This is a genomic window from Ornithinibacillus xuwenensis (genome assembly GCF_039614845.1).
GTDB classification, from domain to species: Bacteria; Bacillota; Bacilli; order Bacillales; family Amphibacillaceae; genus Ornithinibacillus; species Ornithinibacillus xuwenensis.
The window spans coordinates 620,500-638,818 of record NZ_JBDIML010000003.1 but is presented as its reverse complement, the minus strand read 5'-3'; the positions used below and the strand labels follow the sequence as shown (position 1 = coordinate 638,818).

12 protein-coding genes, 14 tRNA genes, 2 rRNA genes, 1 riboswitch and 1 other annotated feature are annotated in these 18,319 nt (G+C 36.6%); of the genes, 22 read left to right on the top strand and 6 right to left on the bottom strand.

The features are described 5' to 3' along the window. The 18 genes from ABC228_RS12750 to ABC228_RS12665 form a co-directional block, all read left to right on the top strand. A 23S ribosomal RNA gene (locus ABC228_RS12750) occupies nt 1–81 on the top strand; the annotation flags it as partial. Between the two features lie 140 nt (nt 82–221). Next, a 5S ribosomal RNA gene (gene rrf / locus ABC228_RS12745) occupies nt 222–337 on the top strand. 12 nt (nt 338–349) lie between these two features. Next, a tRNA-Asn gene (locus ABC228_RS12740) sits at nt 350–424 on the top strand. A gap of 1 nt (nt 425) precedes the next feature. Continuing rightward, nucleotides 426–517, top strand: a tRNA-Ser gene (locus ABC228_RS12735). Nucleotides 518–536: 19 nt separating this feature from the next. Further along, a tRNA-Glu gene (locus tag ABC228_RS12730) sits at nt 537–611 on the top strand. Nucleotides 612–620: 9 nt separating this feature from the next. Next, nucleotides 621–696, top strand: a tRNA-Val gene (locus ABC228_RS12725). 26 nt (nt 697–722) lie between these two features. Continuing rightward, nucleotides 723–799: transfer RNA gene (locus ABC228_RS12720), tRNA-Met, on the top strand. Nucleotides 800–886: 87 nt separating this feature from the next. After that, nucleotides 887–963: transfer RNA gene (locus ABC228_RS12715), tRNA-Asp, on the top strand. 27 nt (nt 964–990) lie between these two features. Then, nucleotides 991–1,066: transfer RNA gene (locus ABC228_RS12710), tRNA-Phe, on the top strand. A 21-nt stretch (nt 1,067–1,087) separates the two neighbouring features. Beyond that, nucleotides 1,088–1,171 (top strand) — tRNA-Tyr (locus ABC228_RS12705). Between the two features lie 28 nt (nt 1,172–1,199). After that, nucleotides 1,200–1,273 (top strand) — tRNA-Trp (locus ABC228_RS12700). 11 nt (nt 1,274–1,284) lie between these two features. Next, nucleotides 1,285–1,360: transfer RNA gene (locus ABC228_RS12695), tRNA-His, on the top strand. A gap of 3 nt (nt 1,361–1,363) precedes the next feature. Then, a tRNA-Gln gene (locus ABC228_RS12690) sits at nt 1,364–1,438 on the top strand. Nucleotides 1,439–1,445: 7 nt separating this feature from the next. Continuing rightward, nucleotides 1,446–1,520, top strand: a tRNA-Gly gene (locus ABC228_RS12685). A gap of 7 nt (nt 1,521–1,527) precedes the next feature. After that, a tRNA-Cys gene (locus ABC228_RS12680) sits at nt 1,528–1,601 on the top strand. Nucleotides 1,602–1,788: 187 nt separating this feature from the next. Beyond that, nucleotides 1,789–2,796, top strand: coding sequence for a DUF3231 family protein (locus ABC228_RS12675; protein WP_345825504.1), 1,008 nt, complete (start codon nt 1,789–1,791; stop codon nt 2,794–2,796). A gap of 9 nt (nt 2,797–2,805) precedes the next feature. Continuing rightward, nucleotides 2,806–3,288: a hypothetical protein gene (locus ABC228_RS12670; protein ID WP_345825503.1), complete on the top strand. Its 483-nt coding sequence runs from the start codon at nt 2,806–2,808 to the stop codon at nt 3,286–3,288. Between the two features lie 99 nt (nt 3,289–3,387). After that, nucleotides 3,388–3,469, top strand: a tRNA-Leu gene (locus ABC228_RS12665). Nucleotides 3,470–3,612: 143 nt separating this feature from the next. On the opposite strand, the gene ABC228_RS12660 is transcribed toward ABC228_RS12665, so the two are convergent. Continuing rightward, entirely contained in the window at nt 3,613–4,500 is an 888-nt protein-coding gene (locus tag ABC228_RS12660) for a helix-turn-helix domain-containing protein (protein WP_345825502.1), read from the bottom strand. 125 nt (nt 4,501–4,625) lie between these two features. Here ABC228_RS12660 and ABC228_RS12655 point away from each other — a divergent pair, with 125 nt between their 5' ends. Further along, entirely contained in the window at nt 4,626–5,960 is a 1,335-nt protein-coding gene (locus ABC228_RS12655; RefSeq protein ID WP_345825501.1) for an amidohydrolase family protein, read from the top strand. 337 nt (nt 5,961–6,297) lie between these two features. Here ABC228_RS12655 and ABC228_RS12650 read toward each other — a convergent pair whose 3' ends face one another. Together ABC228_RS12650 and ABC228_RS12645 are read right to left on the bottom strand one after the other, a co-directional pair. Beyond that, complete coding sequence (locus ABC228_RS12650; RefSeq protein WP_345825500.1) at nt 6,298–7,476, bottom strand: MFS transporter; 1,179 nt, start codon at nt 7,474–7,476, stop codon at nt 6,298–6,300. A gap of 72 nt (nt 7,477–7,548) precedes the next feature. After that, nucleotides 7,549–7,648: riboswitch (purine riboswitch) on the bottom strand. A 369-nt stretch (nt 7,649–8,017) separates the two neighbouring features. Next, nucleotides 8,018–9,718 (bottom strand): M3 family oligoendopeptidase, encoded by a 1,701-nt coding sequence (locus tag ABC228_RS12645; protein WP_345825499.1) that lies wholly within the window; start codon nt 9,716–9,718, stop codon nt 8,018–8,020. Nucleotides 9,719–10,763: 1,045 nt separating this feature from the next. Here ABC228_RS12645 and ABC228_RS12640 point away from each other — a divergent pair. Continuing rightward, entirely contained in the window at nt 10,764–11,156 is a 393-nt protein-coding gene (locus ABC228_RS12640) for a (deoxy)nucleoside triphosphate pyrophosphohydrolase (RefSeq protein WP_345825498.1), read from the top strand. A gap of 59 nt (nt 11,157–11,215) precedes the next feature. After that, a complete protein-coding gene (locus ABC228_RS12635) occupies nt 11,216–14,116 on the top strand; it encodes a DEAD/DEAH box helicase (RefSeq protein WP_345825497.1) in 2,901 nt (966 codons plus the stop codon). Between the two features lie 253 nt (nt 14,117–14,369). Here ABC228_RS12635 and arr read toward each other — a convergent pair whose 3' ends face one another. The 3 genes from arr to ABC228_RS12620 form a co-directional block, all read right to left on the bottom strand. Then, entirely contained in the window at nt 14,370–14,786 is a 417-nt protein-coding gene (gene arr / locus ABC228_RS12630; RefSeq protein WP_345825533.1) for an NAD(+)--rifampin ADP-ribosyltransferase, read from the bottom strand. A 315-nt stretch (nt 14,787–15,101) separates the two neighbouring features. Beyond that, complete coding sequence (locus ABC228_RS12625) at nt 15,102–16,355, bottom strand: MFS transporter (protein ID WP_345825496.1); 1,254 nt, start codon at nt 16,353–16,355, stop codon at nt 15,102–15,104. A gap of 64 nt (nt 16,356–16,419) precedes the next feature. Beyond that, nucleotides 16,420–16,675, bottom strand: a binding site (T-box leader). Between the two features lie 65 nt (nt 16,676–16,740). Then, complete coding sequence (locus tag ABC228_RS12620) at nt 16,741–17,205, bottom strand: VOC family protein (RefSeq protein ID WP_345825495.1); 465 nt, start codon at nt 17,203–17,205, stop codon at nt 16,741–16,743. A gap of 74 nt (nt 17,206–17,279) precedes the next feature. Between ABC228_RS12620 and ABC228_RS12615 the strand changes: the two genes are divergently transcribed. Continuing rightward, on the top strand, nt 17,280–18,194 hold the full coding sequence (locus ABC228_RS12615; RefSeq protein WP_345825494.1) for a helix-turn-helix transcriptional regulator: 915 nt from the start codon (nt 17,280–17,282) through the stop codon (nt 18,192–18,194). The last annotated feature ends 125 nt before the right edge of the window (nt 18,195–18,319 follow it).

The following is an 18,319-nucleotide window of genomic DNA, read 5'->3' as shown; positions in this document are numbered from 1 at the left end:
ACGATGAGGTTGATAGGTCCGAGGTGGAAGCGTGGTGACACGTGGAGCTGACGGATACTAATCGATCGAGGACTTAACTAACACTTTTTGAGTCGTTGTGTTGCTTATTTAGTTTTCAGGGTATAAATTACTCAAAATAATGCTTGATTTTTTCCTGAAAACTATTATAATAAAGTTTGTCACGAAAAAATTAAGATCACTTGGTAACAAGTAGTTTTATGTCTGGTAGTGATGGCGAGAAGGTCACACCTGTTCCCATACCGAACACAGCAGTTAAGCTTCTCAGCGCCGATGGTAGTTGGGGCATTGCCCCTGCAAGAGTAGGACGCCGCCAGGCAATTCCATTTATTCCACAGTAGCTCAGTGGTAGAGCAATCGGCTGTTAACCGATCGGTCGTAGGTTCGAATCCTACCTGTGGAGCCATGGAGAGCTGTCCGAGTGGTCGAAGGAGCACGATTGGAAATCGTGTAGGCTGCGAAAGTGGTCTCGAGGGTTCGAATCCCTCGCTCTCCGCCACTTAACTTTCACTTTACATGGCCCGTTGGTCAAGCGGTTAAGACACCGCCCTTTCACGGCGGTAACACGGGTTCGAATCCCGTACGGGTCACCAATATAATATGGAGGATTAGCTCAGTTGGGAGAGCACCTGCCTTACAAGCAGGGGGTCACAGGTTCGAGCCCTGTATCCTCCACCATTAGCTAACTTAATACTTTCTCACATCGCGGGGTGGAGCAGTCTGGTAGCTCGTCGGGCTCATAACCCGAAGGTCGTAGGTTCAAATCCTGCCCCCGCAACCAAATAATTCAATTAACTACGTTGAATAATCTTCTTCGATAATTGAATATCAGTAGTACTGTAAAGTGCAACGAAAAAAATCATATAGTGGTCCGGTAGTTCAGTTGGTTAGAATGCCTGCCTGTCACGCAGGAGGTCGCGGGTTCGAGTCCCGTCCGGACCGCCACTATAAATATTACTGAAAACACAAAATGGCTCGGTAGCTCAGTCGGTAGAGCAATGGACTGAAAATCCATGTGTCGGCGGTTCGATTCCGTCCCGAGCCACCATTTATGTTTTTTTCTATTTATGGAGGGGTAGCGAAGTGGCTAAACGCGGCGGACTGTAAATCCGCTCCTTCGGGTTCGGCAGTTCGAATCTGCCCCCCTCCACCATTTAAAATTAATAGTTATTTTTTCTAGTAGGGGTATAGTTTAATGGTAAAACGAAGGTCTCCAAAACCTTTGATGTGGGTTCGATTCCTACTACCCCTGCCATTTTTATTATGGCGGCCGTGGCGAAGTGGTGAACGCACCGGATTGTGGCTCCGGCACTCGTGGGTTCGATTCCCACCGGTCGCCCCATATTGGGCTATAGCCAAGCGGTAAGGCAACGGGTTTTGGTCCCGTGATTCCCAGGTTCGAATCCTGGTAGCCCAGCCAATAAAGCGCGGAAGTAGTTCAGTGGTAGAACACCACCTTGCCAAGGTGGGGGTCGCGGGTTCGAATCCCGTCTTCCGCTCCAGAATAGTGGCGGTATAGCCAAGTGGTAAGGCAGAGGTCTGCAAAACCTTTATCACCGGTTCAAATCCGGTTACCGCCTCCAATTTTAAATAGTAATATACATAAACTCTTTTGTTTTAGTTGCAAAGCTAGGTACTTGCATTTAAAACAAAGGAGTTTTTTTATTGGCTTAATTAACCAGTTGAACCATCCTATTTGATACTGTATAAATTTTACATCAAGGGCATACTAACAAGCATAAAGAAGATTTTCGGAGGTCAATTTTCGTTATGAATGTAGAACATCATGCACGTTTAAGTGCAACAGAAATTACTCAGCTATGGTCTGCTTATATGAATGATAGTATGGCGATCTGTGTACTCACTTATATGGATAATATAGTTGAGGATGAAGGTGTGAAAGAGATAGTCAATTATGGACTGAAATTGTCTGAATCACATAAGGAAAAGTTGAAGGCTTTTTTTAATATGGAAAAGTATCCAATACCAGTTGGATTTCATCTGAATGAGGATGTTGATGTTAACGCAGAGCGTCTTTATTCTGATACTTATATTCTAAATTTCATGCGGGACATGGCTCAGGTTGGTATGAATAACTATAGTATGGCTACTTCATTAGCAGCTCGTGAAGACGTTTATAATTACTTCTCAGCGTGTTTTGTGGAGTCTAATAAGCTACATCGGATGGCAAAGGATTTAATGCTCTCTAAAGGTGTTTATGTGCGTTCACCAAACCTTCCGATACCCAGTAAAGTAGATTTTGTAAAGAAGCAGAGCTTTTTAACCGGTTGGTTTGGGGAAAGAAGGCCTTTAACCGGAATGGAAATATCGAATTTATACGCAAACATGCAGCGTAATGTATTAGGTGTTGCAGCATTAATTAGCTTTTCACAGGTAGCAAAGTCCAAGGAAGTAAGGCAATTTATGCAAAGAGGAAAGGAAATTGCGGAAAAGCATGTGGAGGTTTTAGGGTCTATACTACGTGAAAATGAACTTCCTGCACCAATGTCATGGAATGCAGAGATTACAGAGAATACATCATTTGTTTTTTCGGATAAGCTAATGATGTTTCAAATAACCGCATTAGTTGGAATTGGTATTGGCAATTATGGCTTAAGTCTAGCAACAAGCCATAGACGTGATTTAGTTGCTCAATATACACGATTAACTACTGAAATCATGAAGTACTCAGAGGACGGCGCAAATATCATGATTAGTAATGGATGGTTGGAAGAGCCCCCTAGGGAATCGGATCGACAAGAATTGGCGGATGGGTAGTGTATAAAGATGTCAAAGGATAAGAAGGTTGAAGTAATATTTTGGAGTATTGCCTTTCCAGGGTTCGGACAATTTCTAAATGGAAAGCTGTTTAAAGGAGCTGTATTAATTGCTTTAGAATTCATTGTTAATGTATTTTCAAAACTAAATGCTGCCATTATACCGAGTTTTCATGGTGATATACAAACAGCAATCTCAAGCACTAATTATCAATGGTTAATGTTTTATCCATGTCTTTATTTATTTGCTATATGGGATGCGTATCGTGATGCTGGAGGGGGAGAGGCTTCCTATTCCTTCCTGCCTTATGTGTTCTCTGCATATATCGGCACTATTGGAGTAGTCTATTCTCCAACCTTTAATGTTAAAGGTATTTATTTCGGGCCGATTTGGTTACCAATTATCTTTCTTATATTAGGTTATACAATTGGTATGATTATTCGATTGATTGTGTTGAATTGGGTAAGAAAGCATGGGCAGCCAAGTTCGTGAATTATGATAATTATATCTACTTAATTAAACATTGACTTCATCCCCCATTCCGTGCTATATTAATATTTGTCAGTCAAGACTACGTCAAATTTTTAATATGCCGGTGTGGCGGAATTGGCAGACGCGCACGACTCAAAATCGTGTTCCTTCGGGAGTGTCGGTTCGACCCCGACCACCGGTATCGTATAAAAACCCATTAAACATTTCTAATGTTTAATGGGTTTTTTGTTAGCATTATTTTATTTGAAAAATTATATCCGTGAAGCTCTAATTGTAGAACAAAAGAGAAATCCAGCTTCTTAATACAATGGTTATTCCTCGATACTATATAATCTGCAAAAGATACTGCTCGATATTATTTGCCATTCTAGTAGAATTCAAATCCTGTAAGATTTGGATAGCCTGTTTTATTTTTGCAGTACCTTCTTCTTTGTATCCAACTCTAATAGAATAGGCACCTTTGAGCTCTAATAAAAGTACTCTTTCTGTTAAGTTACCTTCTGGAATGGCAATCGCCTCAAGATATCCCATAAATTCAGTCATTTCCTTTTGATATGCGAACTCTTCGTGAAATCGATTCACTGGTCCAAGCAAAAAGATAATGGTGTTAAAGAGCACGGATGTAATCGCATCAGTTACCTTATCATAATTTCTAAAACGAGCACTTTTCTCATATGCAGTTCTGGAAAGCAGCATGACCATATCTGGCTCGAGTAATAGTAACGTACCATTATAAAGCATTAACTCATAATATCCCCATACCTCTACTCGAAATAAATAATCAGAAAGGAGATGCGTATCAATTTCTTGTACTCCTTTTTTGATATAATCCTTATCTACGATACTTTCATATACTTCAATCAATAGAGCATTGCACTGGTAGGTTTCCACGCCGTATTGCTTCCACTTCTTTAATTGTCCGTTTTTTAATTGCTTCAATTGTTTCACGTCTCTATTTAAATAGGCAGTGTTCGCTGCTTTAAAGAATTGTTCCAATTTATCAGGTTGAAAATCGTGATGGATGAATAAGAACTCATCAAAGTTCATCATTAGCTTTTCTAACAGTCTTGTCATTAGACCAAGTGTAATATCGGAATCGCCGCGTTCAAACTTTGATAGAAAAGAAACAGAACAAATCCCATCTGCTAATCGTTTTAAGGTTATCCCTTTTTGTTTCCGAACTATTCTTAGTGTTTTTCCGTATTCCACCACTATTCAATCCTCCTCGAACCATGAAAATTCCACTATATGACATTTTTGAAAAACGAGTGTTTTAATCACTATACAATAAAATCAGAACATTGAATACAGATAAACAATTATAGGAGGAAATGCAAATGGGAAAATTACTGATTAAAAATGGAACGATTATCGATGTGGAGAATGGAGTATCTTTTGTAGGTGCAATTGAAGTAGAAGGAAATACGATTAAAAGAATCGTAAAGCAGGATGAAGAGTTGCCTGAGGTGCCAGAAACAATCGATGTAAAAGGAAACTATATTATTCCAGGCTTAATTGATATGCATTGTCATATTAACGAGGGATTTGCGCCTCATTTTGTAGCATCTGGAGTAACAACCGTGCGAAACACAGCTGGTAACGTCCTCTTACTTCATAACTTAATTCAAAAACCAGATTATGCACCGACACCAAGAGTGTACACATCAGATAGAATGATTGATGGACCCCCTGGACAATGGGGAGGAACTAGTTATGGAAATTTCGTAACAGATGACCCAGAAGAAGCTAGAGAAGAAGTTCGTAGACAAGCTGAAGTAGGAGCGAAGTTTATTAAACTTTATGGGTGGATTAAAAAAGAGGTTATGGAAGCGGCGGCGGATGAAGCAAAGATGATTGGTTTGGAATTAGCAATTGATCTAATAAACTCCAAGGAATTAACAGCATTAGATGCAGCGAAAGCGGGTGTTACATGGTTTGAGCATGCATCTGGATTTGCCCAAGAGATTTATAAAGGATGGAATCCACTAGTGGACCAAGTAGAGTGGAGTCATATAAATTGGGAAGAACCAGACCAAGCAAAAGTGAAAGAACTATGTGAGAAAATGTTAACGTACAATGTGAAAATCTGCCCAACGATGGTTCTGTTCGATCAAGCAATGAGCTTTCCAAACATTTGGTCACCAAATAATAAGGTGATAGAGTCGATAGAAAAGAAGAAGCATCCTGTAGAATATTGGAAAAGTCATGAAGAAATTATAGGGGTTATAAAAGAAAGTAATGCTGTAATAAATACCTTAACGAAAGCTATTGCTAAAACCTACTATGATATGGGGGGAACGGTGGTTGCTGGAACTGATACACCAGCCCTAATGTATACATATCCAGGAATGGCTTTGCATCGGGAACTAGAAATATTTGTGGAAATTGGGTTTACTGAAATAGAGGCACTACAAGCAGCAACAGTGAATGCAGCAAAGTCTATTAATCTAGAGGACATTGGAACAATCCAAGAAGGAAAAATCGCAGACCTAGTCATCTTAAACAAGAACCCATTAGAGAATATTAAGCATACACAGGATATTAATTTAATCGTTAAAGGTGGAAAAGTATACAATCAAAATGAAATTTTGCGCAGTATTCCAAGTGACGAAGATGTTGATAGACTAATGCAAGCATTTATGGAGAAATGGGAAGCGGAGCATGTAAATTAAGCTGCCATGATATACACGCAAATAGGTGCTTAAGATAACAGATGGGGGAGGATTACTCTTCCTTTGTTGATTTTTTTCTATTATCAACGTAATCGTTAACAATATGTTACATCTTTTCAGGGGTTATTAGAATTGTAGAATTCATTATACTAAGCTAAGGCTAGCATATTACTATTTCTACAACAAACACCCCAAAAGCAGAAATTGTAGATGAAATAAGCTAATTTTCACTTTTTCTCCTATTGAAAATCTAAAAATTTAGCCATAATAGAACACTCCAAGAGTGAAGTGCACCCCAATTGTTAGACACATCTAACAATTGGGGTGCACTATTTTATTATACATCCGAAGCTAAAACAGTACCTGTTCTCTCTTTCGGTTTTCTTGTTAATGAAAAGATTGCACATAGTAAGGAAAGGATTACGATTGCGCCTCCAAACCAAGACATGTGTGATACAGTTCCAGTTTCATTCAATACGATGCCACCAAATGCAGATCCAAGAGAAATACCAATTTGAATCGCTGAATTATTAAAGCTTTGCTGAATATCCGATGTAGCAGGATCTGTTTGAATCAGGTAGCTTTGCTGTGGTGGAGATAGGCTCCAGCTTAGCGCTCCCCAAACCATCATAACTGGTAGGAATACAATAAGTGAAAACGTAGTGAAAGGTAACAAGAATAGTACAGCTGCAAACAAACTGATAACAACGATGATGCTTTTTTTAGCTCCAATCGAATCGGATAGTATGCCCCCGAACGCTCCACCACTTACTGCCGCAATCCCAAATAATAGATAACAAAGACTGATCCAACTGGAATTTAGATGAAGTTCTGTTTCTAAAAAAGGGGTAAAGTATGCGTATAGCGTATAATGTCCTGCTAGCAAAAACATAGTTGCAAGATGTGCACTGCCTAATTTAAAGCTAGCCACAGCCTTGATTTGTTGTGAAAGTGGGGTCGTGTTTTCCCCCTGTATTCGCTCAAAAAAGATGGAAATTAGTATAAAGGAACCTATCGATAAGATAGCTATTCCAAGAAAAATAACGCGCCAGCCAAACGTATCGGAGATCATAATCCCAAGTGGTACACCCATGACTAGTGATGAGCTAATTCCCATATAAATGAGCCCCACAGCCTTTGCTCGATGTGTTGGTAGAACAATTTTTGCAGCAAGGGTTAATGATAACACAACGATAAGAGCCGTACTCATCGCACTCAACACCCTAGCAATCATCATAAAGGTAAAATTTGGACTGAAATAGGTCATGATATTGCTGATGAAAAAGATAAACAAGGAGATGAGATATAGCTTTTTGCGTTCTATTTTGCTAGTCACCACTAGTAATACTGGACCGGATACGGCATAAATAAGTGCGAAAACGGTGATTAGTTGTCCAGCAGAGCTTAATGAAATGTTTAAATCTTTTGCGATAGTTGGAAGTATTCCACCAATAATCAATTCAACAAGCCCAACTGCAACCGTTGATAATGCGAGTATAAAAACTTTTAAATTCATATTCTTTTCTCGTCCTTTCTCATGTTGGTAATAAGGTGATTTTGAAAACACAAAAATCCCGATTACAAAAAATGAATCATGTTCATTTTCTGTAATCAGGATTTTAAGGTTCCTGGTAGAGACCCTCAAGCCATATTCTTGAGGTTATACAGGTATATTTCGTTATAACACTTTGAATAGTGTACTAGCAATTAGTTTTTTTTTCAAGTGTTATTTTTCTGGAGGTGATATTACGGTTAGGAGCAAGGAGATGGCAAAAACAAAAAGTGCTGCTTTCATTACAAGTATTCTCGAATCTAAAAAGAGCATTCTAAGAGATGTATGGAGGATGCCGAAAGATTTTATTTAGAGAAGGTATTCCAAGTGAGGAAGATGTTGATAAATCAATGCAAGTATCTATAGAGTAATGGGAAGCCCAGCATGTAAGTTAAGCATTGGTATAAAGAAAGGGACATACCCATGTATTACATTTACACGGGTATGTCCCTTTTATCCTGCTTTCTTTCACATAGAACTTCCTATAGTTCCTAATAAGAACGCTCTAGTGACCCAATTGGTTAATGACTCTTTCTAGGAATTCACCCATCCGTTTAACGGCTGGCTCCGAAAAATCAAAATCGACCCCAGTTTCTTTATAAATAGCTGCAATAGGCTGATTGTAGTCGGCACTTGCACCTTTTTTAAAGGATTCGATAGCTTGCTGTGGGTCTTTTTGATAATTTTCAAGTAATTGAAGAGCACCAAGCATCGAGATGGAGTATTCAATATTATAGAAAGGAACTTGGAAATAATGAAGGGTGCCTGCCCAACTCATTCCAATTTCGTTCTCAAACCCAGAAGTTTCAACAGGATTTAATCCATAACGTTTTGAGATTTCAAAGTATTTTTCATCACGTTCTTTGGCCGTGTGGTTAGGATTCGTATACATCCAATGCTGGAAGAGATCCCCTGACAATGGGCCAAATAACATCATAAATGCTCTTCTTAGTTCTTCACGCTGTGCGCTCTTAAAATCTTCTTCTTCTGGATAAAAACGATCGAGCTTATCTAATAAGAGCAATTCCATTCCATGAGAATACAGTTCCGCTATTTCCATTCGATGTTGGTATTCTTCGATTGGACCGTGCTCTGCATACTCGAGGTATCCATTTACGGCATGCCCCATTTCATGAATTAATGCAATCAAAGAGAAAAACGATGGACTAAAGTTCGCAAAAACAAACGTTTCCCCTGAAACTGGTAAGCCGGTACAGAAGCCACCTGGACTTTTCCCTTTGCGGTCTCCAAGATCAAGTAACCCATTCTCTCTCATGTAATCAAAACGGTCTGCAAAATAAGCATCCGTTTCTCCAAGCATTTCTGAAACACCATCCATTAAAGTAGACACGTCAGCGTATGGTGGGTTTTTCATCAATTTAGCCGTGTTATCCCAAGGACGATATGTATCAACACCAAGCTTGGATTTAAACACTTCTGCCAGGCGATTCCAAGCCGGGATAATATGTTTCTCTACATTTTCATGAAAGTCATAGCAATCTTGGACACTATACTCACGGTTTTTGACCACAAACATATAATCACGATAATTTTCAAAGCCAGCATTTAAAGCGATTTGATGGCGTAGTTGAACGAGCTCATCCATGATTGCATCCATATCAGGCTTAATTTGGCGATAAGCTTCCATCATCTTGTTATATGCTTTTTCTCTGACAACACGGTCTAGATTGTCGAGCTTGGATTGGATAAATGGAAAAGGCTTTTCTTCCCCATCCCATTCAACCGTTAAGCCACCCATAATTTCGCTATACTTCGTTGAGAGCTCTTGTTCTTTAACCATTAATGGAATATTTTCTTCTCTAAATAGTTTCACTTTGGATTCGCGAACACGTCGCATTAAGCCGTAACGATCTTCATCTAATTCATTAAAATAAGGAGACTCACAGCATTTTTCATTCAGTTTTGCTTCGTATTTCAATAACAGTGGTTGAATCACTTGCTGATCGTGGAGATAAGTCTCCTTGATTTGAGCATCCTCCGTATTTCGGTTGAAGTCGACCTCGTGACCTATCATGGCCTCCGCAATTTTGTTCGTTAAATTCTTTTCATCTTCTAACCACTTTTCTAAATCAGAAACAGATTCAATCGGAGCATCAAGTAAGCGTTGAATTTGAGCTTCTACACCTGAAACATCTTGTAAATCGATTAATTCTTTATAATAATTATGACCTAAATCTTGTGTCATGGATAACTCTCCTTCCCCCTATTAAATTTATTGCCTCTATAAGTATCTTACCGAATCCTGTTTCGTAAATCTAGCATTTCAAAGAAGATGGAGAAGGAAGCAAATGACACACCCATTTTTTGTGTGCACAAAAGTCTTTAAATAAGAAAAAACGCCTGTATAAATACAGACGTTTCCTACGTATATTTGTGGCGAAGAATCATGTGTTCACATTCACATTATTGCGATTCCTCGACTTACACAAATCAGCTCATCGCTTAATTAGTATAGCATGGATTTGAAGAATTGGATAGGGAACTAATGCTTTCTTATAAAACTTGACTGAATATGGGTTAAGAATCAAATTTTCATGTGAAGAGTAGTTGTCAATTGAAACATATAGAGTTTATCGCTAATAGGAGCTTAATAAAAGAAGGAACACTGTATAGTGAGTTAATATCCATTTGACGTTCACGGTCCAAAAACCACAACTTTGTCCAAAATTGTATATTAATTTGTGATAAAATAACTATATAATAAGAAAATTTTACTATCAAAATTTCTATAGAAATAATTTTTTACAATGAAGATTCAGTTTTAGATCTAATCATTTCTGAATATAGAATTGTCTAGCTGGCTTTAATGAAACGTTAGAACAATTTTTCAATTTTAAGGACCAGCAGTTTTGAAAATATAAACTGGGAGTTATAACTAGATACACCTCGGATAGAGGAGTAAAAGATAGAATTCTTAGTTTGGAAGTCCGAAATAATTACAACGATGAACACTTTAGTCTAATGAAATGTAAGCTTAATCAGGACTAAGTGAGGTACATATACTTTGAAATAAACTCAAGGGATTAACTGGTGTAAAAAATGGACAGAGTGGACCCGAAGATGTCTTGGCGGATTTTTTTCAATATAGGGGTTCACTTTGATTTGGATAATAGCTACAAGAGTTTTAAGTTCGAGAAGGGTAAAATGTTGATCTTAACAAAAAAATAAATATATTTTAGAATTGTTATTCGTAATAAATAAATGAAAACTGATTATTTTAGGAGGAACAAATGAAGAAAGATATACATGTTGTAGGAGCAGTAATAGTTAAAGACGGAAAAATACTATGTGCGCAACGAGGTCCTGTTAAATCCCTACCGTATAAATGGGAATTTCCAGGTGGAAAGATCGAAAAAGGTGAATTACCAGAAGATGCTTTACGCAGGGAAATTGAAGAAGAGATGAAGTGTAAAATTAAGGTGGAGGATAAAGTTGAATATACAAGGCATGAATATGACTTTGGTATAGTTCATTTAACTACATTTATTTGTTATCTGGTTGAAGGAGCACCAACATTAACTGAGCATGTAAAAATCAAGTGGCTAGATCCTCAAGAACTTCCATCATTAGACTGGGCACCAGCAGATATTCCAGCAATAGGTAAATTAGCCAAAGGATTTTGACTATTGTCTATCCAACCAATTTAGTAGTTTATTGATGGGAATGGTAGAGGAGGATATTAATGGATCAACTTGTTAGGGATTTGGAATCAGCATTACATAAAGGATTTATTGATAGAAAAATTAGTAATAATGGTAGATATTCACCGAAATTCTTAATAAATAATCAAAAAAGAAACGAAAACGTATTAACTTCAATTGTAGAAGAATTAGATAACTGCAAAAGTTTTTTATTCTCTGTAGCATTCATTACTGAAAGTGGTTTAGCTACATTAAAGTCTCATTTACTTGATTTGAAAAGAAAAGGAATTTCGGGGAGAATATTAACTTCTACATTTTTAAACTTTAACCAACCAAAGGTATTTAAAGAACTATTAAAAATTACAAATGTTGAGGTGCGACTGGCGAATGTTGAAGGTTTTCATTCTAAAGGCTATATATTTGAAAGAGATAACTATTACTCTTTAATAGTAGGCAGTTCTAATCTAACTGCAAAAGCTTTGAAAGTCAATCATGAATGGAATGTGCAGTTGACGTCACATGAAGATGGTGATTTGGTTCAGCACTTTAAAGATCAGTTTGAAGAAATGTGGGAAATGGGCTTAATCTTAAATGATACTTGGATTAACAAATATGAAGAAGAATATAAACCAATAGATTATAAAACTGTAGAAAAAGTCGTTGATTTTCCTGAGGATTACAATCTAAACCCTTTGGAAGAATCTCTGAAGATAAAACCTAATAAGATGCAAGAGGCCGCTTTGAAACAAATTGCTAATGTGAGGGAAAAGGGCCATAACAAGGGATTAGTAATTTCCTCGACTGGTACAGGTAAAACATATTTATCTGCTTTTGATGTCAGACGTTTTGCACCGAAACGTATGTTATTTATTGTCCATCGGGAGCAGATCCTTAATCAGGCGAAGTCTGATTTCCAAAGAATTCTTGGTGGATTGGAAAAAGATTTTGGTATCTTATCAGGTTCAACAAAGCAGACTGAAGCTAGATTTTTATTTGCTACGATACAAACAATATCCCAAAAAGAGAACCTAGAAAGTTTTGATTCTAGTGAATTCGATTATATATTAATCGATGAGGTCCATAAAGCTGGAGCAAAATCCTATTTGAAAGTAATAGACTATTTTACACCTAAGTTCTTAATGGGTATGACCGCAACTCCTGAAAGAACTGATGATTTTAACATTTATGAGCTATTTGACTATAATATTGCATATGAAATTCGATTACAAGAAGCGCTAGAAGAGGACATGCTTTGTCCATTCCATTATTTTGGAGTTACAGACTTTGAATATAATGGTAAATTAATTGATGATACTACTATTCTATTTAAATTAGTAACAGAGGAACGGGTAACTCATATCTTAGATAAGATTAATTATTATGGTTATTCTGGTGAAAAAGTAAAAGGGTTAATGTTCTGCAGCCGGAAAGATGAAGCGGAAAAGTTATCACATGCTTTGAATGAGAGAGGTTTACGAACAGTAGCTTTGACTGGTGATAACGCACAGGAAGAAAGATTATGGCAGGTTTCTAAATTAGAAAATGGTTTGCTAGATTATATTATAACAGTTGATATATTTAACGAAGGTATTGATATACCAAGTGTAAATCAAGTCGTAATGTTAAGGCAGACGCAATCTAGTATTATATTTATTCAGCAATTGGGTCGAGGGCTTAGAAAACATGATTCTAAAGACTTTGTTACTATTATTGATTTCATTGGTAACTACAAAAACAATTATCTAATACCAATTGCTTTATCTGGAGATAAGTCACAGAACAAAGATATTATAAGAAGACATACTTCGGAAACTAGCTACATTAAAGGAATATCGACTGTTAACTTTGAAGAAGTAGCAAGAAAGCAGATATTTAAATCTATAAACAGTAGTAATCTTACTGCGGTAAAAGTGTTAAGAGAGGCATATATTGAACTTAAAAACAGATTGGGCAGAGTTCCCGATTTAATTGATTTTATCACTAACCACTCTATTGATCCGGTAGTAATTATTGATAAGTATAAAAATTACTATCAATTTTTACTAAAAATGAATGAAGAAGTGCCAAGTATAAATCTTTACGAAGAAAAAGTGTTAACAATGCTATCTATAGAACTTTTAAATGGTAAACGTAAACACGAACTTCTTCTTTTAAAACTACTTATAGAGAATGGAAAAGTAGATGAAACAGAATACCTTTCTCATTTGGAAGAAGCGGGATGTTCAACTGATAAGAAAACATTGGAATCTATGCAACGAATTTTTGACTTATCATTTTTTACACAGTCTGATAAGAAAAAGTACGGAGAACAACCAATTATCTTGTTGGGGCAAGACAAAAATTACTCATTTAATGAATCAATCATAAAGAGTTTACAATTAAATCGGTATTTCCTTCATTTAATAAATGATATTGTATCAAGTGGTATAGAGAAGAGTATTAAGTATAATTGTAGCCAAGCACTGACTTTATACGAAAAGTATTCAAGAAAAGATGCATGCAAGCTTCTTAATTGGGATAGTGATGAGAGTTCGACAATGTACGGTTATAAACCAAAACATGGTACATGTCCAATCTTTGTAACTTATCATAAAGATGATGAAGTAGAATCAAGTGTGGCCTATGGAGATGAATTCATTAGTCCTGAGATATTTAAATGGTATACGAGAAGTAATAGGTCAATTCAATCTGAAGAAGTTCAAAAAATAATTCATGCTTATGAAAGAAAAATGGATATTCATATCTTTATTAAAAAGGATGATGACGAAGGAAGTAATTTTTACTACCTTGGAAAAGCAAATCCGGATAAAGACACAGTTGAGCAGGACACGATGCTTGATAAGAAGGGGAATAATATTCCGGTAGTCCATATGAATATGATAATGGAAAAGCCTGTCCAGAATAAGTTATATCGTTATATTGTTGAAGGGATAAATGAATAAGGGTTTTGAGATTGTAAGCTCTTACAGGAAGTCTATCAATTTAGGATAGACTTCCTTTTATCATGGAACAATAAAGATAAAACTCACCAAATGCCACCACCAAACCCAAAAACATTACAAACAAACTCCACCTTTTTACTCACTACCATTGTTTATATAAATGAGACAACCTAATGAAAAAAACCCAAAAAACCAACTACATAAGCAGACTGATTTTTGGGTTCTTCTATCAATACCCTATACACGTTAACAATCAATCATAGATAACATCCTTACCTTCTTCACGTAATTTTTTTAACGAGGTAAGCATTTGATTGATTTCTTCATCCGTATGTCTTTCCCAAGAGCCCAATTCAGCTACTATTTTCAAAGGAGATTTAGATCTGTAGGATCGTGTTGGGTTTCCCGGAAATCTCTGGTCTGTTAAGTTCGGGTCATTTTCAAAATCACCTAATGGTTCCACAATATAAATTCTTTCTTTTGCCTGAGATTTTGCTAATTCGGCTCCCCATTTAGCGGCATTTAAAGTTGCGGTAAAATAAATATAGTTCGATTTTTTCTCTTGATAATTGGATAGGTGTTGAGGTTCTAATAGATCACCGATTATCAGTTCTGCTTTCGTACCATGAAAGAAGGGACCATTGTCTAAGACATTCTTTTTGTCATTCATCATGAAACACCCCTTATATTTTTAGACTTTATAACAGTATAGTGTAGGAACAATCAAAAGAACAGTCTATAAGTATTCTGATAATTGTTGTATACTATAAGTAGAGGAAGTATTACGAATTGTAAATGCCCATTACATATGCCTGACCTAAACGGACCATTGTTAATTGCATCCCCATAACCCTCTAGAGGAATCTCTCCAGCTTAATTTCAACAAAAAACCTAAGAATATTATTACTCCAACAAAGTTATCCGCAAACAAAACCACCTTTTCATGAACGTATCTTTATTCCAGCCTTTTGTATAATTTATATTACTAATCCGTGTCGGAAGTTTGTACCTGATGTTTCTCCGAATAATATCCTGCTTTAGAGGGGTGTGTAGTAAAGATAAATAATAGAATCGTTACTGCAAGCATGATTAAAGCTCCTAATAGGACAACAAACCTAATCGATAGCGATTCTGCTAGGATTCCAAAAATTGCGGTCCCAATAATGATGAAAAAAGCTTCGATGAAACCATATACACTACTAACCCGTCCCATTACCTTGACCGGAACATTATTTTGATAAAATGTATAAAATCCTGTATTAATAAAGGCCATCGAAAATGATAGAACGAAAAAACCTATGGCTGCTATCCAAAAATCCCCCGAAAAAGCATAAATCATATAACCAATCGAAACTGTTAAGGATCCAAGACCAATCAGCCAAGTGGTAGACACTTTTTTAACAATTAGTATGTTTACTATGGCACCTATAACTATTCCAACACCAGCAATACTTACCAGAAATCCATAATCTCTCTCTGATACAGAAAGCACTTCTGTAGCAAATGCTGCTTCCAGTGAATCGATAGCAGTTGCCAAAACCATCACGGCACTGAATAGTAAATAAATAACCATAATGTATATGTGTTTACGACTAAAATCAACCACTAATTTCCAATCATTTTTCAATACTTTGAAGGTTATTTTTTCGTCTCTTGTTTCCATAAAATCATTTTGTTCAACATTAGGCATAAATAATAGGAGTAATACTGATAAAAATAGAGCTATTGCATTAAAATATATCGCAAAATTAGGCGTGCCAATCATAAACATGACTCCCGCAATTGCAGGTCCGGTAACAAATGCTCCAGAATCAATTAAACTTACGAGAGAATTAAATTGTTTTCGTTGAGTATGAGGAATTAGCTTCGTTATATAAGTCATTGATGCAAGTTCATCCATGGAACTAGCTATATTGATTAAAAAGACAATACCGTATATTGTCCAAATAGAAGAAAATGATGGCAGTAAGGCAATAAATACTGCTTGGATAGTAGTAAGCCACATCATAAGATGCTTTTTATTCAATCTATCAATTAAACTCCCCGACCAAATGTTAGTAAATAAAGTAGATGAGGCTTTCAGTATATAAAGACCTGAGACAGCAAGTACCCCCATCCTATCAAGAACGATTAAATTCAGTGCTAAGAAATACACCCACTCTCCTATACTAGAAATACCGATAATGGACAATAAAATGGAAGGATATTTCCACGTTCTTACAAACTTTTTTATACGCAATTTAGTTCCTCCTTCGTGAATGGATATTTGGACAATAAAAAAACTCACCCCCAAGACCTTAAGTCTTGAGGACGAGTTTTTGTGCGCCGTGGTGCCACCTCAGTTTAATAATATGTCACCATATTATCCTTTTCAGGTACGGCATGAAAAACATACATATACCCTAGCTCTATAACAGGAGCTCCTGTCACACCATCACCTGTAGGGATCCGATGTGCTGCTCTGAGACTTGTTTCCAATCCTTAATTATTACTCCTTTTCACCAACTGGAGCTCTCTTTCAATAATTGCCGATTATACTCTTCTCTTCCTAGCATTTGTATTTGATTGTGACCTTTAAATTTTTCTAATCTTACCAAAGAATTTGAGAAAGGTAAAGAACTTTTTTACCATGTATTGGATATGGACTGGTCTAGAAATTTACTTGCCTCACTATTGAATTTCCACATGACACCAAACTGATCGACTACCATTCCAAAGCTCGCTGACCATGGCGTAGCAGCTATTGGCATGACGACAGTACCACCAATTGATAGTTTATCAAAAATTTGCTTATTCGTTTCTGAATCAGCGTCTATGATACTGATTATGACGTTATTCCCCTTTGAAATGTTGCCTGTTACAGCTTGCATGGAAGGGAGAACATCAGAGATCATTAAATGATTTCCGGAGAATTCAATACGAGATTCCATAATCATGTTTTGTTCTTCCTCTGTTAAAGGGTAGTTCGGATCCTGACCAAAAGCACCAAACTTCACCTTCTTTACGCTTGTTGCTTGTAATGCCTCTCCATAAAAGGTTAATGCCTCATCTGCCTTCCCATCAAATTGTAAGTATGTTATTGCTTTCATCCTGTATTACCTCCTTTTTATAATTGAAGTATAATAGACCATAGGAGACAACAGTATGTCGTATATTGGAGGATATGATGAAAAAAATAGAGCGACTTATTTCGATCGTGATGATCTTATTACAAAAGAAGGTTGTTTCTGCTTCAGAATTTAGTCGGCTTTTTCAAGTAACGAAGCGAACGATCCAGCGTGATATGGAAACCTTAAGCTATGCAAACATCCCTATTTATGCAATATATGGTGCAGAAGGAGGGTATGCCCTAATGGATGAGTATAAATTCGATAAGCGATTATTAAATAACCATGATATTGAAAATATACTCGTTGCATTAGGTGGTTTTGAGCGGCTGATTACGAATGAAGAAATCCAAATGACGATCCAAAAAATCAAAGGAATGACCAGCACAGATATTTCTCCTAATCTAGATCTAACTTTTTATGATTGGACAGGAAGAAGCGAAATCAAAGAAGATATTCTAGTTGTTAAGCAAGCAATTGAGAATAATTGGTTACTAAAGCTGGAGTATGTGGACCAAAAAGGAAACAAAACCGATAGAGTTGTAGAACCTTATACACTACATATAAGTGAGATGCATTGGTATCTGTATGGATATAGTATAGAGCGAGAGGATTATCGAACCTTTAAATTGACGAGGATATTAGATATCCAAAAAGTCGGTTCTTTTGTACCAAGGTCCAATAAGGAATATAAAGAAAGGCAAGATAAACATATCGAATATCAAAGCTTGATTGGGGTAGAGCTAGAGATTGATATTTCAGTTAGGGATCAATTTATTGAGAGATATGGGAAGAATGCCGTGACAAAAGTTACGTCTAGAAGTTACCTTGCGACAATTGAACTGCCTGAGAACCCATTTGCTTTTCAATTCATCGCTGGGTTTGGTAATAAGGTTAAAATAACCAAGCCAGAAAGCTTCATGGAGAAATATGTAAACTTCTTGGAAGAAGCAAGGAAACTTTATCGCTAACATACTGTGTTAAGGTTTAACCCTATGAGAAACAAACTAGTAAAAGTATGTAGAATCTAATAATCCTGATGCAGCTAAATAAAATGGGATGTGAAGGGGGAAGCCTCTGGCCCCCTATCACAAAA